Source organism: Haloarcula sp. K1 (assembly GCF_001647155.1).
GTDB classification, from domain to species: Archaea; Halobacteriota; Halobacteria; order Halobacteriales; family Haloarculaceae; genus Haloarcula; species Haloarcula hispanica.
Window position 1 is genome coordinate 48,697 of record NZ_LRHL01000043.1, and the last position, 22,771, is coordinate 71,467.

Sequence of the window (22,771 nt, forward strand, 5' to 3'; positions counted from 1 at the left end):
AGTTAGTCACCAGAACCAGTCAAGCGAGGGTTCCGGGAGCCAAGACGACACCAAATCGATGGCTGGCCCGATCACGTCGACGGTTCCCGAGAGTTGCAGCGCGGCGAGTGCGACTATGACGAGCCACAGGTCCCGAGGAACGAGCTTGAGAGCCAGCCAGTAGACCATCAGTTGTTACCTCCCGTTCGCCGCTGGCTCACGGCGTAGAGTGCCCCAACGCCAATCAGTACCAGCACGAGCGAGGAAGATGAGCCTCCGAGCAGGCCACCACCAGCCGAGCCACGAAGGTTCTGTTCACGCGCCTCGATCTCCGCTCGCTTCCGCGCCAGATCCTCGTACTGTTGCTTGAGTTCGGTGACGTTGGTCGTCTCGTAGGTGGTTTTCTGGATAGTGACGTTCTGGACGGTCTGGCCGTCCTGTGTCGAGATACTGTCGATAGTAAACTCACCATCCAGTTCGACAATGCGATCCGAGGTAACGACGTACTGCGTGCCGCCAATGTTAGACGTGTTGTAGGTCGTCCCATTCTCGAACTGACCACTGGCTGGATTTTCTTGAGAGAACAGCACACCCTCGTACTGCGTACCGGATTCAGTAGTGACGTTGAAGCTCCCGATCTGATCGAAGTTCTCCGGAGAGTTCGTGCCGAGTAGGGTGAGCTGTGCGGCGGCCCAGCCCTGGAAGTCTTCACCCGCAGATTGCTGGTTCGACAGCACGTAAGGGTCAACGAGATCGCTGTTGTTGATTTCGCCAGCTTGGTACGCGCTATACGTGTTTTCGGCCAGCGTATCCATGTCGGCTTGGACCTCACTGTTCTGGCTTTGGATATCGGAGTTCAGCCTGTTGAACTCCTGCCAGCGAACGATCTTGAGGTTCTGATAGTTGTCGTTAGGCGCACGGATCATCAGCGATTCAAGATGAACACTGGAGCGACCAGAGCCAGCGGACGACTCAACAGAACTCGGGGCTGTGTGAGCGGTCAGCGTGGGATTGATGTTGTCACCGCTATCGTAACCGGCATCAACGAATACCTTCGGAGCCTGATACGTGTGGCTGCTACCGTTCGTGAGGGTGTAGCTAACCGAGTTCAGGCCTTGGTACTCGATAGTACCACCATCTCCGTACGGGTGAGTGTGGGACGTGCCGACGAACGTATCTTGGTTCCCGTCTAGTGTGGAGGCGATGTTTGACTCGTTTGCAGCGACGGAGTGCAGGTAATCGTAGTTCTGGGCCTCGACCTCGTACTGGTTCATGAGGTTGACCTGCTTGGTCGCGTAGTAGTCTGCGACAGCCTGCTTCGCTTCAGTCTTGGCGGCGGATTTACTGGCACCGCTGTTCAGCGCCTTGATGTAGGCATTTTTGCCGATGATGCGAGCCTGCGTTTTCGTATCCGACAGGTAGTTGTCCAGCGTAGTGTGGAAGCCTTCAGATGCCGCGTTACTGTTCTGTGCGGACTGGTAGATGTCCACCTTGGTCTGTGCAGCATCCGTTTCACTGGTATCGACCTTCGTACTGCCCGGCAGTCCAGTCCGGTCGAGTTGGACGACCTGGGGCATTACCGATTCACCGATCTGCTCGTTTAGTTCGTAGTTGAAATCGGCGTCACCACCAGTATCACCGAGGAACTTTCCGGAATCTCCGGGCGTCCATGCAGCAGTGACGCCGCCTTTCGAGAAGCCGGGTTCAGCGTCAGCACCTTCGACCTGAACGGTGAAAGTCTCATACGCACCAGCGTTGCGGAAGTGTGCTGATGATGTGCTGGCTGAAACACTCTTCTTCATGATCGTGACGTTATCACCAGCAGGTGACCCGGAAGTAATCACGGAGATCGTCGTCTCGGTGGTGACATTCGAGAGGTCGATTTCGACCTTGTGCGGACCAGTTGTGAATTCCTGAGCGTAGGTGTCCGTTGTCGACTGTGCCAGCGCAGGGCCGACACCAGTAACGACTGCCGACAGGACGAGCAGGCCAGCTAGCAAGATCGAGCGTGCGCGACTCATCGTAGTTCACCTCCGAAAGAATAGCGTCGTGTCATCGGTTTACTGAACAGCGACTCCCCAGGAGACGACCGTAGCGAAGAACGCCAGCTGCATCCCGAGCGGGTCGCCCAGACTGAGGAGGAAGTCGTTCACTTGCGGGACGAACTCGTTGCCGAGGATGACGAGCGGGCCTATGACAATCGCAATTTGCTCCCAGAGTCCGTAGTACTCGAAGCGTTTGGATTCGCTCGAAGCGAATCCCGCTGCGTACGTGCCGAGCGACACGAGCAGCGAGTGCTGGGTCGTCAGCGTGTACGACAGCCACGGGAGTTCGACCGTTGTGATGCCACCAAACTGGTAGAGACTTGCCGCCACGAACGCTACCGAGAGCATCGCTGGCAGCGAACGCATATTCATGTAGTCTCCGGCCACGTCGCTCAGGCGTCGCTGGTAGCTCATCGCTTCACCCGCACCTCGCGCGGATTGTACTCCTGTTCTTCACCGTCCTCGTTTTCGAACGACTCCGTTTCTTCGGACTTGCGAACGCCGATCTTCGCACCTTCGATAAGGCCAGCGATGATCTGTCGACGCATCGTCTGGTTGAGCCGAATCGGACGACCATCGATTTCGGCCACACCGTTGTAGCTCGCCAGCGGGTTGAACGCAGTAATGACGCCGGTCACTTCTTCGCCTGGTTCGAGGTCAATCCATCCGTTCGAGTTGTCGTCGTCGGAGACCTCAACAGAATCGAGGTCATCGAACGACGGGGCTTCGTTGGTAGCCATACTACATTCAGAAATACTAGATACTAGTTAAAAGAGAAGAACCAGATGAGATCTGGTGAAGTTTTAAATACAAAGAATACGGTGAGTTGCAGATCAAGAAACACGAATAGTATCGCCACACGAATCACACTCGAATAGCGATAGAGACTTATCGGTGATTTGCCGTTCGTACTGATAGCGTCCAGAGTCACAGGACAGACAACTATCATTAATTCGTGGATTCTGGAAACCAGTTTGGTTTTCTGAAAGTTGATTCGAGTCGTCCCAGCTCTCAACGTCGGTCGTGATCTCGGTCATTGTGACACCGTTACCGGAGCTGGCCGAGTGGAGTTCGCCATCAATCTCGATAGAATGTACGCGCCACTCCGGAACGCGCTCATGATTCAACCAATCAGGGCGGTGTTCCGGATCATCCAAGTCGGGACGGTCGAAGCCAGCCAGCACGCCACGAATTAGTGCTTCACCATGCTTGTCGGGTAGTTCCGACTGAAGCATTCCAAGCAAGCCAGCGACACCGACGTTCGGGTATCGGCGGGCTCTCTGCTCAATCCGTTCGACGTATTCGACAGCCTTGTTCTCGAACGCATCATCAGGGATGTAGGTGTCATCAGGTATCGGAACAGTTGCGTCTACAGCACCCTGATATTCCGCGCAAAGAGGGCACTGATTCGACCCATCAGGGTGGTAGCACTGCCGATCAGCCGTTGTCTGTTCACAGGCACGCCAGGCGTCAACCCAGTCGTCCCATAGCTCGGTCGAGCCACCGTCAGGAACGATTTCAGATGACTCGGCAGGAGAGGTATCAACCCGGTGGTTTGTGAGTGTCTGAGATTGGTCGATACCATGCGGTGAGCCACATTCAGCGCACTCGATAGTATTAGACCCTTTCTCGGAAACAGTGAGACGGTCGCCGTGTTGACCCTCCAGAACCGAGTGTGGCGATTCGTGCCGCTGTCGACAGCGATCAGCGATAGCCGCCCATCGAGCCGAATCAGACCGGGAAACGGTTCGGATGTTTCCGGCAGTCATTGCAGCTGCCCAAGCGATGTAGGAGGGAGATCGTTCAAACAGGTCAAGCGGATCGATAGAAGCGTAATCCGCAACGTATGCCGCGAGGTTCTCGACCGATTCAGGATCACGTACTGAAACAGGCGTGTCGCAGTCATCACACGCACCTTCGGCGGCGTCCCAAGGATTCGGTGCTGTATCCGCGTGTTCGGGACACGGAGTATTCGTGTGTGCATCACGTCCAGCACCCTCGGTGGCGGAAACGTGGCTTTGCATAACAGGAGCGAAATCAGACTGTGAGATTTCACCGTCGACGACGATGATCGAGTGTTCGTGAGCGTAGCACTGATTTTGACCACTGCCCGGATGTGGCTCTAAAACGCGCCAGAATTGCCATTCATTGTTCTCAAAACCGAGCTTGTCGAGTACATATCGAAGCTTCTGGTAGACCTCGCGCCATGGCTCACGGACCCTGTTTGCATGATCAACAGGACCGATCCGAGTTCCATCAGGGACAGAGGAAGCCGAGCGAGTCAGGAACGCGACAGAGGGATTATCGAACGTGGCTTCGGTTTCACCACCTGACGGGCGTGAGCCACCAGTGAGTTCGCGGAGCCAACCCTGACACTGGGCATAAAATTCGCGCTGATAATCCGGAGACCACCGATCAGACGCCGAAAAACTAAATTTCGTATACTCAGGGTCACGGGGCCAACCGTATTGGAGGTTAATTGTAGTCTTACGGGTCCGTTCGTGGGATTCAAGCAGGTTCTCGACTGCGACAGCCCACGGGACGCCTTCGATCTCAGTAACCCGTTCACCAGAGACGGATTTGCGAGCTACCCAAGAGTCGGCTGCATCAGCAGGTGAAAGGGAAAGTCGGTCAATCTCGTCGCCGTGGGATTCAGAAACATGACCTGCTGGGTCTTGCGTAGCGGGCATGAAAAACGATTCACAGCGTCCACAGTAGTAGAGAATGTCGGAATCCCAGGTCTCAGTAGAAAAATCAGTGTAGTCCTCTCGGATCGGAGTTCCGTCCTCGAAGGCAACAGGAACATCTACAAGATCGGGACACTCCTCGATGAACGACCAGAGAACGTCGTCAGTACTTGGTAAGTCGCGTTCGTCGGATTCGGAAGTGTGAGTTTCAGCGTCTGTCCCGGCAGTTTCACACTTATTCTGATTGGTTTGCCGAGAGCCGCTGGCCGCTGGTTGCCCCTCACTCATCGAACTTGGTAGAAGAATCGACAGCGTTCGACAGCGACCGCACAGCATCCCCACGTTCCGGGCCTTCGGCCGGGCTTTCGCGTTGGGATTGCCCCCGTCGCTCCGCTCGGGGGCGTGCGCTCTCTCGGTCGGTCGGACCCCCATGTGAGGGGGCCGCTCCCTCCGCTCGCTCGCTTGTGACGGAGTTTAGGACTGTTTCAGGAATGTCATCAAAGCAAGAATAGCAGAGGTCGAACCGAGCAGCGTCTGTATCGGTGTGATTGATACAGATCGCTCCGCAGTCATCGCAGTCGTAGTGAACGTACTCCGACCAGAAGGTCACGCCTGACCACCTCCTTCGAGATCGAGGATTACAGCTGAGACTTCATCTCGAGTATGTCGATGAGCCTCGGTTAGTGCGATTGCCGATGCCGTGGTATCGCTACTCGGTGTAACAGAGACTAAATCAAAACAGAGCTCGTCGACGAAAACCCAGTCAGTCATCGAGAATCACCGTCCTCTATCTGCGCGATGGCTCGACGAACTTCGTCGTCGGTTGCCTCCAGGAGACGGGACGCGCGAACGAACTTATTTGGAGGGAACGGCCAGTCCTCAGGAGCGGGGGAACTCAAGAATCATCACCCCGCTCACGTCCCGAAACAATGGAAATCGCCAGCAGGCAGCGGGGGCCGTTCAGCTGCTGAACGAACTCCGAAATCCGAGTTTCAGCTGAGAATCGCAAGCGGTCCAGAGACGGCCTGAACCGTGATATATCGGTATTTGAGAGTAGAAGCTCTAAACCGACGGTTTGAGGACGGGCACGGTGGGATTCGAACCCACGACCGTCGGATATCTTCCCCCGATGGCACAGCCAGCGGAGATAGAAGTCCGACGCTCTATCCGGACTGAGCTACGTGCCCTCGCTGTCGTGTACTTCCGGTAGTGACAAAAGAAATGCGGAACGCGGTCGCCGGTCAGTCACCGTGGTCGAGGTCTTCTTCGACGTCATCAGCCGTCGTAATGGCGTTGACGTTCCCGGTCTGAATCGCAGTCAGCCCGTCCAGCTCACAGAGGGCGTCGATTTCGTCCTGCGTGGTCGAGACCAGCAGGTCGTCGAACTGGAGGTGGCGCTCGACGGTCGCGCCGGCGGCCGCCGCGGCCGCGGCGACACGGTCGGGGTCAGCATCCTCAGCCGTTTCGAGAAGCAACTCGACGGGCTCGCCTTCGATTGGGTCCGCACGCAGGCTCTCGACGGCACGGGAGACGTACATCACTCGGACGAGGGACCGCCGGGGCCTTGATTGTGCTGTTCGGGGTGGTCGAAGCGGGCCTCCGCGACGGCGAAGGCCAGCGTGCTGACCAGACCAAGCAGCGTCCCGCCGGTGAGCATCACCGCAAGGTACTCCAGATCCCGAATCCCGAGGAAGAAGGCGCTGACGGCGTGCAACACGGCGGCAATCGACAGGACGTAGAAGGGGGCGTTGAGATACCGCCAGCGGAAGCTCCCGTCGAGGTACTCGTCGGTCACGCGGCCGAGGCTGGAGGTGATGCCGGCGGCGGCGAACCACTGGATCGCTCCCGAAACCAGCGACGCGATGACTTCGAGGGCGTCGGGGTCGGTCTGGCGTTCGAGTTCCTGAACGCCGCTGACGCCGCCGATAGCGAGCAGCGCGGCCGCGACGACGTAGGTGATGATCGTCACGCGCCCGGCGTACAGTCCGGACGTCGTCCGCTCGACCGCTTCGTCCAGTATCTTCTCAGCGCCGAGGCCCCGGGCGAGGATGTAGAGCCCAAGCAGGCCAGAGATGACACCCAGCGCGGAGCCGGGGTAGCCCAGTGCCTCGATGGCGATTGTCAGCGGGTAGATGAGCAGGAGTATGCCAAGCGGGACCAGAATTGTGCCGCGGGTCTCCGGGTCGTCGAGCACCTGCTTGATGGTGTAGTACATCGATTCGAGGTTCTGGGCCTGGCGGACGACGACGCGGCGGACGCCGTCGATACGGACCCGCGAGCGGATGACAGGGACCACCGATTCGTCCTGTGCGCCGTCGGTGACGATGAGCGCCCGCACGTCCTCGCTGGCCGCCAGCGACGCGAGAACGGTATCGACCTCCTCGCCGACCGCCCGGTTGGCGGCCACGTCGCTCCCGTCGACACCGGTGACGGCCGCGACTTCGACCGGTTCGTCGGTGATGTCGTCGTAGATGTGGACGCCCTCGAAGAGGACGTTCACGTCGGAGTCCTCCGGGTCGTTCGAGGCCAGCGCCACCGCTGCATCTACGACGGCATCGCGCCCGATGACTGGCGTCTCGATGCCGGTCTTACGGCCGAGGTCGTCGTCGAGGTCGATACACAGCACCAGCAGCATCTACCGGCGCTACGCCGTCTGTGTTTAACTTCTTTCGGGACCGCCTCACCCTGATTCAGGCAGCGTCCCCCGGGTCCGCCGCTCGACGAGCAACAGCGCGGCGAGCCCCAGAATGATGAGCGTGTACGCCGCTGCGGCGGTGAGCGCGGCCTGTTCGGAGCTGTACTCACCGGTGCGGAAGATGATAGCCTTCCGGACCATCGCGATGACGCCCGTGTAGATCACCAGACGGACGATGCGGCGCGTCTCGCTTTCCTGCGTGTACGCAACGACGGTCTGGTACACCTCGACGATAATAAAGAGGAGCAGGGCCGTGTCGATGAAGCCGACGACGACCAGCGGATCGGTGATGTCGCCGCGGAGCGCGCTTTGGAATATCTGGAGGGTCAGGTCGAAGACGCCGATGGCAAAGAGCAGGACCAGCACCAGCGCTGCGACGACCTCGACGTATCGGATGAGCGACTCGCTGACCCCAAGCACCCTGTCGTCGAACGACTCCGCTGCCGGCAGTGGCCCGCCCACGGGGTCGGACTCCTCGTCATCCATACGGACGAGAGGGGCCCCAGCCGATTCAACTTTATCCAGTGGAGTCCCCGTCCTCAAGGAGCAACGCAACGAGCGGAGCGAGTGAGTAGCGCAGTAGGATGGGGAGGAAACGATCATCATGTTCAGAGGTTGTCCGAAGCAGCGTGGCACTCGGAGTGGGCGTTCGACCGACTGTGCGAGTACGTCGAGTACAAGGCCGAAGCCGAAAGGTTGTTCGTGGATACGACGAATCCAAAGAACACGAGCAAGCGGTGCGCCGAGTGTGGGTTCATCCACGACGAGAATCGCCCGTCACGCGATACGTTCGAGTGCCAGAAGTGTGGGAATCAGAATCACGCTGACTACAACGCTGCCAAGAACGTGGCAGATGTGTATCTCCGACGCGAGCAACAGTCCTCGCGTGGGAGGGGCGTCAGTCAATACGCCCTGAAGTCCGGGACAGTGACGCCAAGTCGGGGATACACCCCGTACCCTGACGGGTTCGAGGCAGAGTCCACGGACAAGCCCCACCCTCAATGAGCGAACCCGTCAAGGTGAGCGAAGTAGGGTAGAGTCGTTGACAGCAGTCCCTATCTAGCGTGGCCCGGGTCCGCCGGCCGGGGCTCGTAAGCTTCCTGTGTCACGCCCAGTCGGGAGACGAGCCACAGGACCGGGAGCAACAGTACGCTCCCGACGACGAAGGGCGACCAGTAGCCGACGGCGAAGTACAGTCCCCCCATGACCGGCGGGCCGACGGTCCGGGCGAGACTGCCAGCGCCCTGCGTGATGCCGAAAGCGCTTCCCTGGAGGGCCGCGCTGGCCTGCTGGGAGACCAGCGCTGTCAGCGTCACCGAGAGGATGCCGTTGCCAAGCGGTAACAGCGTCAACACGAGCAAGAGGCCGAGCAGGTCGGCAGTGAGGAACGGGACAAGCGCGGTCAGGTCGGGAAGAACCGAGCCGATGGCCCGCGAAGCCGGGATCGCGCCGACGCCGACGACAAGCAGCCCGGTCCCGAACAGCGAGAGCCGGACCGGGCTGTAGCGGGCCGAGAGGCGGCCGACGAGGACACCCTGCGTGATGACCGCGACGACGCCGATATATGTCAACAGGAGCGCGCTCTGGGCGGCCGTGTAGCCGTAGATGTCGGCGACGTAGGGGACGAACATCACCTGAACCCCGGAGAAGGCAAACGAGACGAGGAAGAAGGCCGCGAGCAGCGGCCGGAGGCCTGGGGTCGCGACTGCCGTCCGGAGCTGGGTGATTCCCGACGTGCGCTCTATCGTGGTCGAGGTGGACGCGGTTCTGGACTCAGGGAGAAAGAACAGTGCGACGAACACACCGGCAAGACTAGCGGCCGCGGCGGCGAAGCTCGGGATCGAGAACCGAGAGATGGGCACAGCCGCCGGCAAGAGACCGGCGACGGCGGCGACCGTGGCGTCGAAGCTCAACACCGCTCCGATGCCGGGGCCGAAGATGAACCCGAGGCCGAACGCGGCCCCGATGAAACCCAAGGCGGCGGCCCGGCGCTCCGGCGGCGTCACGTCGGCGACGTAGGCCTGCGCCGTCGAGAGGTTGCCGCCCATCGCACCGGCCAGCATCCGGGACAGAAACAGGAGCCACAGCGCGTCGGCCAGCCCAAACACCGTCCACGCGACGACGGACCCACACAGCGAGACCACCAGCACCGGGCGGCGGCCGACGCGGTCCGACAGCGAGCCAAGCAGCGGCGCGAAGACGAACTGCATCGCGGAGTACGAAGCCGCAAGCAGTCCGATGACGAACTCCGTCCCGCCCGGGAACGTGCGCGTGTAGTACGGGAGGATGGGGATGATGATGCCGAAGCCCAACAGGTCCAGAAAGACGACGAAGAAGACGACCGCGAGGCCGCGACGGCGGCGGGACCCGGTGATTCCGGTCCCGGTGTCTGTCATACAACCCTCTGCGTCGGGAAGCCGGATAAGGGCGCTGGGGAACGTGCGCACCGTTCGGACCACGTCCATGCCGTCCCGTCCCACGCCAGGCCCGATGCGCACGCTTTTTCCCGCTGGGAGCGGTGGCTAGAGACAATGATTTCCGAGGGCTGCGAACAGTGCGCCAAAGGCGGCAAGATGGTGCTGTTCGTCTACGGCTACTGCGACCAGCGAGACTGCTTCTACTGTCCCCTCGGGGAGAACCGCAAGAACGTCACCCAGATGTACGCCAACGAGCGTCCTATCGAGGACGACGCGGACGTCATCGAGGAGGCCAAGCGCATGAGCGCGCTCGGTACGTCGATCACGGGCGGCGAACCCCAGGAAGTGCTCGACCGGACCTGTCACTACCTGGAACTGCTGAAAGACGAGTTCGGCGAGGACCACCACACCCACCTCTACACCGGTATCCCCGGCGGCCGCGAGAACATGCGCCGCCTCTCGGAAGCCGGCCTCGACGAGATCCGCTTCCACCCGCCTCTAGAGCAGTGGGGCGACCTCCACGGGACCGAGTGGGAAGACATCCTCTACATCGCCCGCGAAGAAGGGCTGACCCCCGCCTTCGAGATTCCCGGCATCCGCGCCGAGGAGGAGTTCCTCGAGTTCCTCGACGAGGGCGCGGCCGACTTCTGTAACATCAACGAGTTCGAGATGTCCGACGGGAACTACCGACGGATGCAGGAGGAGGGCTTCGAACTGAAGGAGGACCACATGAGCGCTGTCGAGGGCTCCCACGACATCCTGGAGAAGATGGGCGACCACGAGAAGGTGTACTTCTGTACGAGCGTGTTCAAAGATGCCGCCCAGCACCGCTCGCGGCTCAAGCGAATGGCCCGCAACATCCGCCGCCCCTTCGACGACGTGACCGACGACGGCACGCTCGTCTACGGGAAAGCGTGGACCTCCGAAGCGCGACTGGAGACGCTGGGCGTCCCCGAGGAGTACTACACCGTCAAATCCGACCACGTCGAACTGGCCTGGTGGCTGCTGGAGGAGATGGTCGAGGAAGGTGACGTCGAGAAGGGCGAAATCGTCGAGCAGTACCCGACCTACGACGGGACGGTCGTCGAGCGGACGCCGCTGTCCAACGGTGCTGACGCTGGACGGGCAACGGCTGACGACTGAGACCAGGGTTCTGTTTTTCTGTCCGGTTTCTGCATCACACAGGCCTGTGCTGTCCAGCCGTGGCTTTATCTATCAGCTAAGAGAAATGCCGGTGACCCTCCATGCGCCTGGCTATCGACAGCGGGAAACTCCTGTACGCACTCGGTATTCTGTTCGCCGCGGCGGCGCTCCTGTATTTCGTCCGGGACGTCGTGTTTGATCTCTCGATAACGGTGAAAGCGGCGCTGCTGTTGCTGGGCTTTGTTGCGCTGTTCGTTGCGGGCGTGGCCCTCGAACGGGACGTGCTTGACGTCGTAGCCTTCGCTCTCAGTGGCGTGACCTACGTCGTGTTCGTCGGCTACGTCGTTGTTCGGTATTCGCCGGGTGAAACTGGCACGTTCCTGTTGCTCGCCGCGTCGGCGGGACTGTTCGTTGGGCTCGGCTACGCGCTCCGGGCAGGGATTCCGACACCGTCGCGCCGAACGGCGACGGTCGCGCTCGGCGGCCTGCTCGTCGTGAGCGGGGTGCTCGTGGGAGCCGACGCGCTCAGTGGCGGGGTGACCTACGATGTGCAGACAAACGAGTCCGTCACCGTGTCGGTCCCGGAGCCGGAGACCCCGGACAGGTACCCGTACATCGAGGCAGAAATCGGAGCCGTTACCGCATCGAACCCGTCACCGTTCCTGCGAGCGCTAGACCTCCCCTCGCTTTCGGGCTGTCTGGTCGGGCCGACAGACCACCCGCAGGACAGCGTGTACGTAGACACCGATATCCAGTGGGACGAGGACACCATCGGCGCTTCGACGACGAAGTCCTACGCCGTCACCGCCGAGTTGCCGATTGACCCGAACCGGACGGAGCCAAAAACGTACGCCATCGAGCGGGACATCGACTGTAGCGCCGAGCGGCCCGAGCCGACGATAGCGATTCAGGTCGGCGAAAGCGACAGATTAGACTGACTACTCCAGTTCTGTGAGACACTCCTGACAGTAGGAGGCGTCTTGCATGTTCGGCGTACCGCAGGTGCCACAGGTCACGACCGACATATTGGTCTCCGACAGCGGTGACGCCTCGTCGTCGGTGAGCGTGTCGACTGGCCAGTCGGCTCTGGTAGGCGACTGGTCCCGCATCTCGGCGCGCTGGTGGACCTGCTGGATGAGCTCGTCGTCACGCATCGCTTCGAGGCCGCGCCACAGCCCCAGAAACAGCAGCGTCGGCGCGACGATAACGAACAGGCCAGCGATGACGCGCAACGCCAGTTCCACCTGGCCGAGCGACATACGGTCACAATGGGCTGGAACGTCGAGTATCCTTCGCCGCATCCGTCGGCTTGCGGGCCGTCAGGCCGCGTCGACGCCTTCTTGTCCCGTCTCGCTGAAGACAGGCTGTGAGTGACCCTATCGTGGCAATCGGTGGCGGGCTCGCCGTGGTCTTGCTCCTCGGGTTGAGCGCGTTCTTTTCGAGCTCGGAAATCGCGGTGTTCTCGCTACAGAAGGACTGGATAGCACAACAGGCGGCGACGGGCGACCGACAGGCCAAGGTGCTGGAGGAACTGTACGACAACCCACACCGCCTGTTGGTGACGCTGCTAGTCGGCAACAACATCGTCAACATCGCGATTTCGAGCATCATCACCGTCCTCGTCGCGAGCTATCTCTCCCCGGGGCCGGCGGTCGTTGCAACCACGGTCGTCACCAGCTTCCTCATCCTGATCTTCGGCGAGATCGTGCCGAAGGCGTTCGGCCTCGGCAACGCACAGAAATGGGCACTGACTGTCGCATCGCCGGTCCGGATCGTCGAGCGCGTGCTCTCCCCGCTTATCACGTTGTTCGATGGAATTACCAGTCGCATAAACGCCCTCATTCCCGTCGAAACCGACATCGAGAAGCCGTACCTGGACTGACCGTCAGTACTGGTACAGAGAGACGACGAACGGCAGTTTGTTGTACATCCAGATCGCCAGCGGGAGACCGATGATCGTCACCGATAGCGCGTACGCGACGCCGGTCCAGACGCCGCTGGCCCACCAGCCGACGAAGACGAACCAGACCGCGCGGACGAGCAGCGAGTGTTGCGAGCCACCGTCGGTCTCTGTGACGAGTCGGTCGCGTCGCTTGAGCGTCAGCACGAGCGGTACCCTGTTTATCATCTTGATGCCCAGCGGGATGCCGATGATCGTGACGTTCAGTAGCCACGCGACCGAGAGCCAGATGCCAGTGACCCACCAGCCGACGAGCAGAAACCACACCGCCCGAACGAGGAGGGACCGCTGTTCACTCATACTTGGAACATACCCCGGCCGGCATCATAAGCTTCCTGTCCGGTGTGTGAGGACAGAAACCGAGCCAGCCACACAGTGTGGGTCCGGCGTTACGCTTCGAACCCGTCTTCGAAGACGAACGTCCCGTTCCGCTGCACGACTTGCACCGACCTTTTTCGGCGTCGGGTCGCCGCTGGCGACCGCTCCTTGAAAAACGTCGTCCTCGTGAGCGGAGCGAACGAGGGCTCGGGAGAGCGTGCTCTCCCGGCGATGAAAAAAGCCGCTCACTCCGTTCGCGGTCAGTACTCAGACCTCGAACCCGTCTTCGAAGACGAACGTCCCGTTCCGCTGCACGACTTCGCCGTCGACTTCGATGAACGAGTCCTCGCTCATGTCGACGATCATGTCGACGTGGACGGCCGATTCGTTTTGCTCGTTGTCCTCGCCAACCGTCTCGTCGTAGGCTCGCCCTACCGCCATATGAACGGTGTCACCCATCTTTTCATCGAACAGCATATTGTAGGAGAACTGGTCGATATCCCGGTTCATTCCGATACCCAGTTCGCCGAGTCGGCTCGCACCGTCATCAGTCGACAACACCTCTGTCAGGAGGTCCTCGTTCTTGGCGGCGCTGTGCTCGACGACTTCGCCGTCCTCGAAGCGGAGGAAGACGTCGGTCACTTCCCGGCCCTGATGGTACAGCGGCTTGTCGAACAGCACCTCGCCCTCGACGCTGTCGGAGACTGGCGCAGTGAACACCTCACCGCCGGGCAGGTTCTTCTCGCCGTAATCGTTGAGCGTCTCGTTGCCGGCGATAGACATCGTCACGTCGGTCGTCTCTCCCGAGACAATGCGTACCTCCTCAGCGGGGTCGAGTATCTCGACCATCTGTGCCTGGTGCTCGCGAACGGCGTCCCAGTCTTTGAGGACGGCGTCCCAGACGAAGTTCTCGTACCCCTCTGTGGAGGTCTGGGCGAGCTGGGCGTTCGCGGGCGCGGGGTACTGGGTGAGACACCAGGTCTTCGAGAGCCGCTCGTTCAAGAGTGGCTGCTGGGACTGCTGGTAGGCGGCTGTCGTTTCGGGGTCGACATCGCTGGTCTCGGTGACGTTGTCGCTGCCCTTGATAGCGATGTACGCGTCCATCTCCTCGTACAGCGCCTCGATGTGGCTCGGCGTCTCGAACTCGTCCCGGTTGCGGAGGTAGGCGCGCCGGAACCGCTCGCCGAGGCGGTTCTGCACAACGAGCGGGTTCGCGCCGCGGTCAGCGGCGAACTCGTGTAGCGCGGTGACGAGGTCCGAAGCCTGCGGGTGGGCGTCGATAACGAGGTTATCGCCTTCGCTCAGGTCGATAGAGTGGTCGACGATGACTTCTGCGTGTTCGCGAATACGTGGGTCCATACAGATAGGCACCACCGACGGCCCCTAACCGTTACCCTCCCGGCTACTTCTTCTTGCTTTGCTGGAACCCTTCTTTGAATCCCTGGAAGGTCCGCCGGAGCATCAGATACATAAAGAAGAAAAACAGGAGCACAGCAGCGAGGAGCGCGTAGGTGAGCAGGTCAGCCATACCGGCGGTTGTCGAGCCGACATCAAAGTCCTTTCGGGCGACCCGACTTCGGGCGTCTACCGGTCGATATCGGAGGGTAAAATACGGGTTTGACCGATAGCTACAACGATCACTGTGCTTTGGCAAAGACTCATAATCCCATAGAACATACAGATAGTCATGTCGTTGCTGCCCTCTCGGGACCCGGCGACCCCGGACGCCGAACCCCGAGTAATCGGTGTCGACAGTGATGATGCGGACGACGTGCTGTCGGCACTCTCGGCAGAGACAGCGCGCAACTTACTGTCAGAGCTAAACAAGGAGCCAGCACCGCCGTCGGAGCTGGCTGACCGGGTGGATACGTCGCTACAGAACGCACAGTATCACCTGAAAAAACTCAAAAACGCCGGTGCGGTCGAGGTCGTCGATACGGCCTACTCCGAGAAGGGGCGCGAGATGGACGTGTTCGCGCCGGCCAACCAGCCGCTCGTTATCTGTGCCGGCGATGAACAGGAGACGTCGGGGCTGCGGGCGGCGCTAGCGAACATTATCGGCGGGCTCGCGATCATCGGCTTCGCCAGCCTGCTGGTCCAGCAGGTGTTCGGGAGCGGACTTGGGTCGCTGTTCGGTGGCCCGACAGTGTCCTCCGGGAGTGCGGACACTGACCCCCGGAATCCGAGTCTCTACGCCGAGAACGCTACCGTGACGGACGGCGGCTTCGAGGCCACTGCGGGTGCGCTCGACACCGCCGCACAGGGCGGCGCTGAAGCCGCCGCTGCTGTGATTCCGCCGGGACTGGCGTTCTTCGCCGGCGGCGCGTTCGTCATTGCAGGCATGGCGGCGCTGTGGTACATGCGCCAGTAGCCGCCGATTCGGTTCACTGTGACGCGAGCTTTTGACGGAAAGTTACCGTGTAACTGTCTCACCGTTCGACGATAGTCGTCGATATCGGCGTGCCATCCGGGGAGCGGAGACGGACGCGAACGTCACCGGCCATCACATCCAGTTCCGCGTGGGCCGGCTGATAGCGCCGCGGGTCCGCATAACTGCCCGGGTTGACCAGCGTCCAGCCGCCGAAATCAGTCAGTACGGGTTTGTGCGAGTGTCCGACGACGACGATATCGGCGTTTTCCTGCCGAGCCAGCATCCCGAGGGCGGTTTCGGTGTGCTCGTGGCCGTGGACAACGACGATGGTCAGCCCCTCCCAGGAGACGGTCGCAACGTCGGGGAGGCGGGCGCGGACCGCCGGTCTATCGTTGTTCCCGACGACGCCGGTCAGTTCGTCGCATTCGGCGTCGATAGCATCGAGGACCCGCTCGGTCATGAAATCGCCCGCGTGGAGAACGTGGTCGGCCTCGCGGACAGCATCAAGCGTCCGACCTGACAGTCGATGGTCGTCCGTCCCGTGCGTATCTGAGATGACAGTGAGCATACCGCCGGTAACGGAGCCAGGTATAAATCCAGAAGCATTTTGCGTGATGGATGTGACGGAAAAATAATGGCAGGGAGCAAATCAGTCGTCATCGCCGCACTGATAGCCAACGGCGCGATTGCGATTCTGAAGTTCTTCGGCTTCCTCCTTACCGGGAGTGCCGCGATGCTGTCGGAAACGTACCACAGCATCTCAGACACCGGAAACCAGGTGTTCTTGCTCATCGGGATTCGGTTCAGCGAGCGGGAGCGGGACCGTCGCCACCCCTTTGGCTACGGCAAGGCGCAGTTCTTCTACAGTTTTCTCGTCTCCGTGTTCCTGTTCGGCATCGCCGGCTGGGAGAGCGCGAAACACGGCTACAACCAACTGACCGCCGGCGGGCACGGCGGCGGTGGACACGCCGGGGAGGCAGTCGAGTTCCTATTCATCTCCTTCCAGCCGCCGGCGTGGCTGGACCCGCTGTGGGTCAACTACACCGTCCTCCTCGGCGCGTTCGTGTTCGAGACGTACGCGCTGATAAAGGCCCGCGCCGAAATGAAACGCCAGATCGACCGGAACGACTGGTCGGGCTACCGCGAGGCGTTCCGCAAGACCAGCGACGTGACGACGCTGACCGCACTCACTGAGGACACCATCGCGCTGGCAGGCATCGTCATCGCGCTGGTCGGCCTGTTCCTCGAACAGCAGACCGGCAACCCGTTTTTCGACCGGATCTCCGCGCTGCTCATCGGGATTATGCTGATGGGCTTCGCCCTGGCCCTGGCCTGGGAGAACAAGCGCCTCCTCCTGGGGGAAAGCCTCCCGACGGACGAGGAACAGCGACTCCGTGACGTCATCATGCAGAACGAGAACGTGACGGAGATCATCGGCTTCCGGACGGTCTACTTCGGGCCGAACGAGGTCATCGTCTTCGCGGACCTACAGTTCGACCCGGCACTCGATACTGAGTCGATGGACGACGAGATAACGACCCTCGAATCAGCGATGCAGGACACTAACGGCGACATCAGGAAAGTCTACATCGAGCCGGAGTCGTAGGGGTCGCTGTCTTCGAGCCACCACGGAATCGGGACGCGCTCGGTGTCGGTCGTGACCGTCACTGTCGTATCGATGTCCGGCCGGTCCGGTCGACGTTCGGTGTGTTCGACGTATCTGATTACCCCCTGTCGGTCGACGTACAGCCGCGACCGCCCGATTTCGGACTCGTTCTCGCCAATCGGTGTCTCGACCGTCTCCGTCGCGGCCAGAACAGCGACCGGTCGTCCGTTCCACTGGACGGAGTCCACCTGCCGATACTCGGTATTCGACAGGAGTTGTCGGAGCAGATTACTCCCGGCTGTCGAGGTGACCAGCGAGGTGTTCGGTGTCGCGGGCGTGGTGGCGTACGGCGTATCAGGATCGTCTCGGACGTTGGTGTACACCGTCCCGTTGGCGAGGATCACATCGTCCGATATCGGACCGAACCGACGTCTGACGCGCTGGACCTCTCGCTCACGGTCTACCCAGACGTCGAGCGTGTTCTGTGGCCCCGCCTGTTCGACGTGGCGGTGGAAGCTCCGGGTCGAAAGCGCCTGCTGGTGACGGTCCAGTAGTCGGCCCACGTCGACGGTTCCGTTGCTAGTCGGGACTGTCACTGTCGCGTCCGGCGAGGGAGTGGGGACGGGCGCTGGCGTCACCGGGTCGCCGCCGTCCGCTGTCGACCCGGCCGAAAAGAGGCCGGAACAGCCCGCGAGAAGCGCGATGGCGACAGTGAGCGTGACACGCCACATACGTTTCAGGAAGGGCGCTCGCGGCAAGTAGCTGTGGGGCCGAACCCTTTTGCCGGTGAACGGCCAATCGAGAGTACGTGGCAACGACGGACGACGGCTACATGCGGTTTTTCCCCTTCGAGGAGCCGTACGACCATCAGCAGGAGGCGATGGGAACGATATACGACGCCCTCGACGAGGGCCGGGATGTGCTGTTCGAAGGGGCCTGCGGGACCGGCAAGACGCTCGCCTCGCTGGTCCCCGCGCTGGAACACGCCCGCGAGACGGGCAAGACCGTCGTCATCACGACGAACGTCCATCAGCAGATGCGCCAGTTCGTCGAGGACGCCAGAGCGATTACTGATCAAGAGCGCCTGCGAGCGGTCGTCTTCCGCGGCAAGGGGTCGATGTGTCACATCGACGTGGACTACGAGGAGTGTCAGGCGCTGCGGGACACGACCCGTGACCTGGTCGAAGTCGAGAGCGACATCGCCGAGCTGGAACAGCGCGAGGGGGAACTGCTCTCGGACGGCCAGGCGGGCAGCAGCGAGGCGATGGAGGCCCGCAACGCCGTCGTCGAGGAGCTCCGGGACCTGCAAGACGAGCGCGAGGAGATCGAAACCGAGCGGTCGACCTGCGACCACTACTACCGGAACCTCACCGTCGACACCAGCGAGTTCTACGCGTGGCTGTTCGACGACGTTCGGACGCCCGACGATGTGTACGAGTACGCCCACCAGCAGGGGCTGTGTGGCTACGAACTGCTGAAAGAGGGGATGGACGGCGTCGACCTCGTCGTCTGTAACTACCACCACCTGCTGGACCCGACCATCCGCGAGCAGTTCTTCAACTGGATCGGCCGCGACCCCGAAGACATTATCGCCGTCTTCGACGAGGCCCACAACGTCGAGTCGGCTGCCCGCGACCACGCCCGGCGGACGCTCACCGAGAACACGCTCGACCAGGCGCTGGAAGAACTCGACAGCGAGGAGGACGCCCGAACGGACGCCGCGGCCAACGTCATCGAAACGTTCCGGGACGCGCTCGTCGAGGCCTACGAGGACTCCTTCGAGTTCGGCGCACGCGCGGCCGTCGACGAGCACTGGGACGACATCACCATCGCCAACGACGACCGGAAGGACGACCTGACGCTTGCCTTCCTCCAGGGGTACACCGGCCCCGGCTTCCACGAGGAACTGGACCGCGCGCTGGAACTCGGTCGAGACCTCGACGCGCGCTACCAGAAGGCATTCAAAGAAGGTGAGCTGGACACCAGAAAGGAGTGCCAGACCCTGCAGGCCGCCGGCTTCATCGCCGACTGGCTCGACGAATCCGACGAGACCGGCCAGTACCCCGTGGTCAGCGTCCGCCGCGACGAGTCGACCGACGACGTGTACGGCCGCGCGGAGCTGTACACCTGCATCCCCGAAGAAGTCACCCGCGACCTGTTCGAGGACCTGCACGCGGCGGTGCTGATGAGCGCCACGCTCCGCCCCTTCGACGTGACCGAGAACGTCGTCGGCGTCGACGACCCGGTGACGATGGCCTACGGCGCGCAGTTCCCCGAGGACCGCCGCCGAACCTACGCCGTCGACGGCCCCGCGCTGTTTTCCAGCGAGCGGGACGACCCACAGACCCAGCAACGCATCGCCCGCACACTCGAAGACATTGTCCGGTTCACGCCCGGCAACACACTCGTGTTCTGTCCCTCCTACAGCGAGGCCGAGCGCTACCACGACATGACCGCCGTGAGCGCGACCCGGTACCTGGACGAACCGGGCACGCAGGCGCGTGACCTCCGAGAGGCCTTTACCGACGGCGACAACGGCGTCCTCTACACCTCGCTGTGGGGGACGCTCGGCGAGGGCGTGAGCTACGACGGCGACGACGCCCGGACGGTCGTGGTCGTCGGCGTTCCCTACCCCCACCTCGACGACCGCATGGACGCCGTGCAGGACGCCTACGACACGACCTTCGGCGATGGCGAGGACGATGCCGGCTGGCGCTACGCCGTCGAAATTCCGACCGTCCGCAAGACCAGACAGGCCCTCGGTCGCGTGGTCCGCTCGCCGGACGACTTCGGCGCGCGCATCCTGCTGGACAAGCGCTACACCGAAGCCGCCGAGATGGAGATGCACGACTACGCCGTTCGCGGAACCTTCCCCCCGGAGGAACGCCGCGAGATGGTCGATATCGGCCCCGAGAAGCTCAAGTTCGCGATGCTGAACTTCTATCAGGACATGGACGCCTACGACGGACCACCCCCGAAGCCGTAGAACTGCTCTGTGACGGCTTCCCGTGAGTCCGTCTCCAGCAGGCTTCAGACAGAGGAGTCTGCCCCAGTCGCTGTGTTCATCACGGGATAATTTTAGATTTGACATCATTTTAAACATAAAGTTGTCGATACGTCGGATCGTTTGCAGGGTTTGGAAAACTACTCGTGGCTTTATTCTCCGGTGTTTTGAACCGGCCATCCCGAGAGAGCGCGATGAAACCAACGACAGACATCTCACGTCGCGAGTTCGTCACGGTGGCCGGCGCAGTCACTGCCAGTGCGCTAGCGGGCTGTTCCGGGAGTTCTATTGACACCGCCGAATCAACGACTGAGACCGCTAATGGGAGCACAACAGGCGCGAATACGACCGATGGCGGAGCAACAGAGACAAATGACCTCGTCAAGGCTATCGATAGCCAGGCAGTTCCGTTCGAACTGAGATCCTCGTCCAGTGGACTCGACGACATCGCCACCCGACTCGCTGAGACGCCTATCGTCGGGATCGGAGAGAGTTCACACGGGGTGAAGGAGTTCAAAACAATTCCTCGACAACTCGTTCAGCGACTGGTCAGCGACCACGGCTACCGTCTGGTGGCGATAGAAGGGACGCTCGGGGACTTCGCTTCCGTGAACGCGTACGTTACTGGCGGGGAGGGTGACCTCGACGCGGCGCTGTCGTCACTCGAATTCTACTTCTGGCAGACCGACGAGATCCGCCGGCTGTTCCAGTGGCTACGGGAGTTCAACGACGGGCGACCCAGTGCGGACCAGGCTGTTGTGCGGGGGTACGATGCCCAGTTCTATCACATCAACGCGAGGGCCATCCGGTCGTACCTCGATAGCGTGGATTCGGAGTATCTGGCGGAGATCGAGGACTCGCTCGAACCGTTGACGACGCGGTTTCAGGCGACCGATCCCTCCACGGTTGGGACCGATTCCAAGATGGCACTGATCGAGGATCTCGAAGAGCGGCTGCGGACCCACGAGAGTCGCTACGTGGAACAGCGTTCGGAGACCGAGTTCCGGCTTATGCAGCGCCACGTCTGGACGCTCGAACGAGGGGTACGGTTCGTGGAGAAACTCGCCGCCGAGGAGTACACACAGGGTAAAACGATCCGTGACGCGGCGATGGCCGACAACGTCGCGTGGCTCCGTGAGTGGACGGGTTCGGAGCGCGCCATCGTGATGGGGAACGCCAACCACACGATGAGAAACGTCGGGGACGCGTCGGAGGACGGAGCGCGAATGGGGCAGCACCTGACTGAACGGTTTGGCTCGGACTACTACTCGCTCGGGCTGCTGTTCGGGTCGGGTTCGTTCGCAGTGCCGGCAAACCACGAGAGAACCGAGTTCGAGACGTTCGACCTCGGTGGCCCAGTCGGCAAGACGCTGGAAGCGACGCTGGCGGAGGCGTCACACCCACAGTTTTTCCTTGATTTCGAAGACGTACGGGAGCGGGACTCGATCGACCGCTCGGTCGCGAATACATCGAAGATGCAGGTGACGGCCCCGAAGGCACCCGAAAAAGGTGCGATGGCGATTCCGGAACCCCCCGGTGAACTGATGGATGGCATCGTTTTCATCCGCGATGTCTCGCCCGCAGCGTTCTCCGGGTCAGCGTAGCCACAGCGAAGTTGTCTTTTTACAAACCGGTCACGACGGCTGGTTCAGGTTCGCGTCAGTATGTCCCGTATTCGCGACGACTGCTGTCGCTCCCGAATCAGGATCTGAAGGGGCTGTGAGAGAAGGGCGGCGAGACGGAGAGCCTATTGTGGCCCGTCGACGACCCGCTCGGCGTTGTCGGCTGACCAGCCGAAACCGGATGTTTTGAAACCCTCCACGCGAAACTCGCGGGCAATGCTAGTCGCTTTCGACTTCGACGGGACGCTCTCCGATTCGGAGATGACGGTCCTGCTGGGAAGCCAGAACGGGACGGCCGAGGACATGGCCGACATCACAGAGCGCGCGATGAACAACGAAATCGAGTACGCCGAAAGTCTCCGCCAGCGGTGTGCGCTCCTCGAAGGCCTCTCCGAGGAGAAGGCACAGGACGCCTTCGACGAGGTCGCCCTGCGCCCCGGCGCGGCAAAGATCATCGAAGCTCTGCGGGACGCCGGCGTCTACGTCGCTATCCTCACCGGCGGGTTCGAGCGCGGCGTCGAGGCTGCACTCGAAACGGAGGGGGTCGAAGTCGACGCTATCGTCGCCAATCGGCTGGTTATGACAGACGGAGAACTCACCGGTGAGGTCCGCGGCCCGCTCATCTCCGGGACCAAAGACGATGCGATGGAGGTTGTGACCGCTGTCACCGGCGAGGACCGGGACACGACCGTCGCGGTCGGGGACGGAGCTAACGACCTGCCGATGCTCGAAGTCGCGAACCTGGCTATCGGCTTCGACCCGAAACCGGCCGTCGCACCGTCGTGTGACACGTCGGTCGAGACGATGGACGAACTGTACGACCTGCTGGAAGCCGAAGACGTCCTGTAGCGCAGTTTCCGCGCTCGCGCTCCGGATTGTGCATTGAAGCCGTTCTCGCCGCTGACCAGTATCGGATGAGAGATT

General features: G+C 61.5%; 23 protein-coding genes, 1 tRNA gene and 1 pseudogene. 9 read left to right on the forward strand and 16 right to left on the reverse strand.

Annotation, left to right across the window (positions count from 1 at the left end; all coding sequences use genetic code 11):
• Positions 1-6 precede the first annotated feature (6 nt).
• The 9 genes from AV929_RS21920 to AV929_RS13780 all read right to left on the reverse strand — a co-directional run bounded on the left by AV929_RS21920 (position 7) and on the right by AV929_RS13780 (position 7,892).
• Positions 7-168 carry a hypothetical protein gene (locus AV929_RS21920; RefSeq protein ID WP_155120750.1) on the reverse strand — a complete coding sequence of 54 codons (162 nt, stop codon included), beginning with the start codon at positions 166-168 and terminating at the stop codon, positions 7-9.
• The gene (locus tag AV929_RS21925; RefSeq protein WP_064288531.1) at positions 168-2,000 is read right to left on the reverse strand and encodes a hypothetical protein; all 1,833 of its coding nucleotides are present in this window, start codon (positions 1,998-2,000) and stop codon (positions 168-170) included. Before AV929_RS21925 ends, AV929_RS21920 begins: the two co-directional genes overlap by 1 nt.
• Before the next feature lie 39 nt (positions 2,001-2,039).
• Complete coding sequence (locus tag AV929_RS13755) at positions 2,040-2,438, reverse strand: hypothetical protein (RefSeq protein ID WP_050037297.1); 399 nt, start codon at positions 2,436-2,438, stop codon at positions 2,040-2,042.
• On the reverse strand, positions 2,435-2,764 hold the full coding sequence (locus AV929_RS13760) for a hypothetical protein (protein WP_050037296.1): 330 nt from the start codon (positions 2,762-2,764) through the stop codon (positions 2,435-2,437). The genes AV929_RS13755 and AV929_RS13760 overlap by 4 nt, the downstream gene beginning before the upstream one ends.
• Positions 2,765-2,857: 93 nt before the next feature.
• A complete protein-coding gene (locus AV929_RS21470; RefSeq protein ID WP_196219997.1) occupies positions 2,858-4,999 on the reverse strand; it encodes a hypothetical protein in 2,142 nt (713 codons plus the stop codon).
• A gap of 794 nt (positions 5,000-5,793) precedes the next feature.
• Positions 5,794-5,898, reverse strand: a tRNA-Arg gene (locus tag AV929_RS13765).
• Between the two features lie 54 nt (positions 5,899-5,952).
• Entirely contained in the window at positions 5,953-6,249 is a 297-nt protein-coding gene (locus AV929_RS13770; protein WP_064288532.1) for a hypothetical protein, read from the reverse strand.
• Positions 6,249-7,346: a DUF373 family protein gene (locus AV929_RS13775; RefSeq protein WP_014039059.1), complete on the reverse strand. Its 1,098-nt coding sequence runs from the start codon at positions 7,344-7,346 to the stop codon at positions 6,249-6,251. Before AV929_RS13775 ends, AV929_RS13770 begins: the two co-directional genes overlap by 1 nt.
• A 45-nt stretch (positions 7,347-7,391) precedes the next feature.
• Complete coding sequence (locus tag AV929_RS13780; RefSeq protein WP_014039058.1) at positions 7,392-7,892, reverse strand: phosphate-starvation-inducible PsiE family protein; 501 nt, start codon at positions 7,890-7,892, stop codon at positions 7,392-7,394.
• Between the two features lie 126 nt (positions 7,893-8,018).
• On the opposite strand from AV929_RS13780, the pseudogene AV929_RS13785 reads away from it, so the two are divergent.
• Positions 8,019-8,411, forward strand: a pseudogene (locus tag AV929_RS13785) (zinc ribbon domain-containing protein); the annotation flags it as partial.
• A gap of 50 nt (positions 8,412-8,461) precedes the next feature.
• On the opposite strand, the gene AV929_RS13790 reads toward AV929_RS13785, so the two are convergent.
• On the reverse strand, positions 8,462-9,802 hold the full coding sequence (locus tag AV929_RS13790; protein ID WP_064288533.1) for an MFS transporter: 1,341 nt from the start codon (positions 9,800-9,802) through the stop codon (positions 8,462-8,464).
• A gap of 135 nt (positions 9,803-9,937) precedes the next feature.
• Here AV929_RS13790 and AV929_RS13795 point away from each other — a divergent pair, with 135 nt between their 5' ends.
• Both AV929_RS13795 and AV929_RS13800 read left to right on the forward strand, forming a co-directional pair.
• Positions 9,938-10,966 carry a radical SAM protein gene (locus AV929_RS13795; RefSeq protein WP_064288534.1) on the forward strand — a complete coding sequence of 343 codons (1,029 nt, stop codon included), beginning with the start codon at positions 9,938-9,940 and terminating at the stop codon, positions 10,964-10,966.
• Between the two features lie 101 nt (positions 10,967-11,067).
• The gene (locus tag AV929_RS13800; protein WP_064288535.1) at positions 11,068-11,904 is read left to right on the forward strand and encodes a hypothetical protein; all 837 of its coding nucleotides are present in this window, start codon (positions 11,068-11,070) and stop codon (positions 11,902-11,904) included.
• On the opposite strand, the gene AV929_RS13805 is transcribed toward AV929_RS13800, so the two are convergent.
• Complete coding sequence (locus AV929_RS13805; RefSeq protein ID WP_050007182.1) at positions 11,905-12,225, reverse strand: zinc ribbon domain-containing protein; 321 nt, start codon at positions 12,223-12,225, stop codon at positions 11,905-11,907. It lies immediately after the preceding gene.
• Between the two features lie 107 nt (positions 12,226-12,332).
• On the opposite strand from AV929_RS13805, the gene AV929_RS13810 reads away from it, so the two are divergent.
• Positions 12,333-12,848: a CNNM domain-containing protein gene (locus AV929_RS13810; protein ID WP_014039053.1), complete on the forward strand. Its 516-nt coding sequence runs from the start codon at positions 12,333-12,335 to the stop codon at positions 12,846-12,848.
• A gap of 3 nt (positions 12,849-12,851) precedes the next feature.
• On the opposite strand, the gene AV929_RS13815 is transcribed toward AV929_RS13810, so the two are convergent.
• The 3 genes from AV929_RS13815 to AV929_RS22805 form a co-directional block, all read right to left on the reverse strand.
• On the reverse strand, positions 12,852-13,226 hold the full coding sequence (locus AV929_RS13815) for a YccF domain-containing protein (RefSeq protein ID WP_008307173.1): 375 nt from the start codon (positions 13,224-13,226) through the stop codon (positions 12,852-12,854).
• Between the two features lie 285 nt (positions 13,227-13,511).
• Positions 13,512-14,603 (reverse strand): aminopeptidase, encoded by a 1,092-nt coding sequence (locus AV929_RS13820; protein WP_064288536.1) that lies wholly within the window; start codon positions 14,601-14,603, stop codon positions 13,512-13,514.
• Between the two features lie 43 nt (positions 14,604-14,646).
• Positions 14,647-14,772 (reverse strand): hypothetical protein, encoded by a 126-nt coding sequence (locus tag AV929_RS22805; protein WP_004959992.1) that lies wholly within the window; start codon positions 14,770-14,772, stop codon positions 14,647-14,649.
• Between the two features lie 159 nt (positions 14,773-14,931).
• Between AV929_RS22805 and AV929_RS13825 the strand changes: the two genes are divergently transcribed.
• Positions 14,932-15,615, forward strand: a complete 684-nt coding sequence (locus AV929_RS13825) for a helix-turn-helix domain-containing protein (RefSeq protein WP_050037291.1) — start codon at positions 14,932-14,934, stop codon at positions 15,613-15,615.
• Between the two features lie 58 nt (positions 15,616-15,673).
• On the opposite strand, the gene AV929_RS13830 is transcribed toward AV929_RS13825, so the two are convergent.
• A complete protein-coding gene (locus AV929_RS13830) occupies positions 15,674-16,183 on the reverse strand; it encodes a metallophosphoesterase (protein ID WP_014039050.1) in 510 nt (169 codons plus the stop codon).
• Positions 16,184-16,249: 66 nt separating this feature from the next.
• Between AV929_RS13830 and AV929_RS13835 the strand changes: the two genes are divergently transcribed.
• A complete protein-coding gene (locus AV929_RS13835; RefSeq protein ID WP_014039049.1) occupies positions 16,250-17,221 on the forward strand; it encodes a cation diffusion facilitator family transporter in 972 nt (323 codons plus the stop codon).
• Here AV929_RS13835 and AV929_RS13840 read toward each other — a convergent pair.
• Positions 17,200-17,952 carry a hypothetical protein gene (locus AV929_RS13840; protein ID WP_064288537.1) on the reverse strand — a complete coding sequence of 251 codons (753 nt, stop codon included), beginning with the start codon at positions 17,950-17,952 and terminating at the stop codon, positions 17,200-17,202. The two genes, AV929_RS13835 and AV929_RS13840, sit on opposite strands and share 22 nt — an antisense overlap.
• A 77-nt stretch (positions 17,953-18,029) precedes the next feature.
• Between AV929_RS13840 and AV929_RS13845 the strand changes: the two genes are divergently transcribed.
• From AV929_RS13845 to serB, 3 genes are all read left to right on the forward strand, one after another.
• Positions 18,030-20,207, forward strand: a complete 2,178-nt coding sequence (locus tag AV929_RS13845) for an ATP-dependent DNA helicase (RefSeq protein WP_050007179.1) — start codon at positions 18,030-18,032, stop codon at positions 20,205-20,207.
• A 212-nt stretch (positions 20,208-20,419) separates the two neighbouring features.
• Entirely contained in the window at positions 20,420-21,829 is a 1,410-nt protein-coding gene (locus AV929_RS13850; protein ID WP_064288538.1) for an erythromycin esterase family protein, read from the forward strand.
• Positions 21,830-22,063: 234 nt separating this feature from the next.
• On the forward strand, positions 22,064-22,696 hold the full coding sequence (gene serB / locus AV929_RS13855; protein WP_064288539.1) for a phosphoserine phosphatase SerB: 633 nt from the start codon (positions 22,064-22,066) through the stop codon (positions 22,694-22,696).
• Positions 22,697-22,771 lie beyond the last annotated feature (75 nt).

Bases quoted from the DNA above. Each gene is read 5' to 3' on its own strand.
- AV929_RS21920 (WP_155120750.1), bottom strand. From the start codon at position 168: ATGGTCTACTGGCTGGCTCTCAAGCTCGTTCCTCGGGACCTGTGGCTC.
- AV929_RS13835 (WP_014039049.1), top strand. From the start codon at position 16,250: ATGGCAGGGAGCAAATCAGTCGTCATCGCCGCACTGATAGCCAACGGC.
- AV929_RS21925 (WP_064288531.1), bottom strand. From the start codon at position 2,000: ATGAGTCGCGCACGCTCGATCTTGCTAGCTGGCCTGCTCGTCCTGTCG.
- AV929_RS13850 (WP_064288538.1), top strand. From the start codon at position 20,420: ATGAAACCAACGACAGACATCTCACGTCGCGAGTTCGTCACGGTGGCC.
- AV929_RS13775 (WP_014039059.1), bottom strand. From the start codon at position 7,346: ATGCTGCTGGTGCTGTGTATCGACCTCGACGACGACCTCGGCCGTAAG.
- AV929_RS13770 (WP_064288532.1), bottom strand. From the start codon at position 6,249: ATGTACGTCTCCCGTGCCGTCGAGAGCCTGCGTGCGGACCCAATCGAA.
- AV929_RS22805 (WP_004959992.1), bottom strand. From the start codon at position 14,772: ATGGCTGACCTGCTCACCTACGCGCTCCTCGCTGCTGTGCTCCTGTTT.
- AV929_RS13760 (WP_050037296.1), bottom strand. From the start codon at position 2,764: ATGGCTACCAACGAAGCCCCGTCGTTCGATGACCTCGATTCTGTTGAG.
- AV929_RS13805 (WP_050007182.1), bottom strand. From the start codon at position 12,225: ATGTCGCTCGGCCAGGTGGAACTGGCGTTGCGCGTCATCGCTGGCCTG.
- AV929_RS13755 (WP_050037297.1), bottom strand. From the start codon at position 2,438: ATGAGCTACCAGCGACGCCTGAGCGACGTGGCCGGAGACTACATGAAT.
- AV929_RS13780 (WP_014039058.1), bottom strand. From the start codon at position 7,892: ATGGATGACGAGGAGTCCGACCCCGTGGGCGGGCCACTGCCGGCAGCG.
- AV929_RS21470 (WP_196219997.1), bottom strand. From the start codon at position 4,999: ATGAGTGAGGGGCAACCAGCGGCCAGCGGCTCTCGGCAAACCAATCAG.
- AV929_RS13790 (WP_064288533.1), bottom strand. From the start codon at position 9,802: ATGACAGACACCGGGACCGGAATCACCGGGTCCCGCCGCCGTCGCGGC.
- AV929_RS13800 (WP_064288535.1), top strand. From the start codon at position 11,068: ATGCGCCTGGCTATCGACAGCGGGAAACTCCTGTACGCACTCGGTATT.
- AV929_RS13840 (WP_064288537.1), bottom strand. From the start codon at position 17,952: ATGTGGCGTGTCACGCTCACTGTCGCCATCGCGCTTCTCGCGGGCTGT.
- serB (WP_064288539.1), top strand. From the start codon at position 22,064: ATGCTAGTCGCTTTCGACTTCGACGGGACGCTCTCCGATTCGGAGATG.
- AV929_RS13795 (WP_064288534.1), top strand. From the start codon at position 9,938: ATGATTTCCGAGGGCTGCGAACAGTGCGCCAAAGGCGGCAAGATGGTG.
- AV929_RS13820 (WP_064288536.1), bottom strand. From the start codon at position 14,603: ATGGACCCACGTATTCGCGAACACGCAGAAGTCATCGTCGACCACTCT.
- AV929_RS13815 (WP_008307173.1), bottom strand. From the start codon at position 13,226: ATGAGTGAACAGCGGTCCCTCCTCGTTCGGGCGGTGTGGTTTCTGCTC.
- AV929_RS13825 (WP_050037291.1), top strand. From the start codon at position 14,932: ATGTCGTTGCTGCCCTCTCGGGACCCGGCGACCCCGGACGCCGAACCC.
- AV929_RS13830 (WP_014039050.1), bottom strand. From the start codon at position 16,183: ATGCTCACTGTCATCTCAGATACGCACGGGACGGACGACCATCGACTG.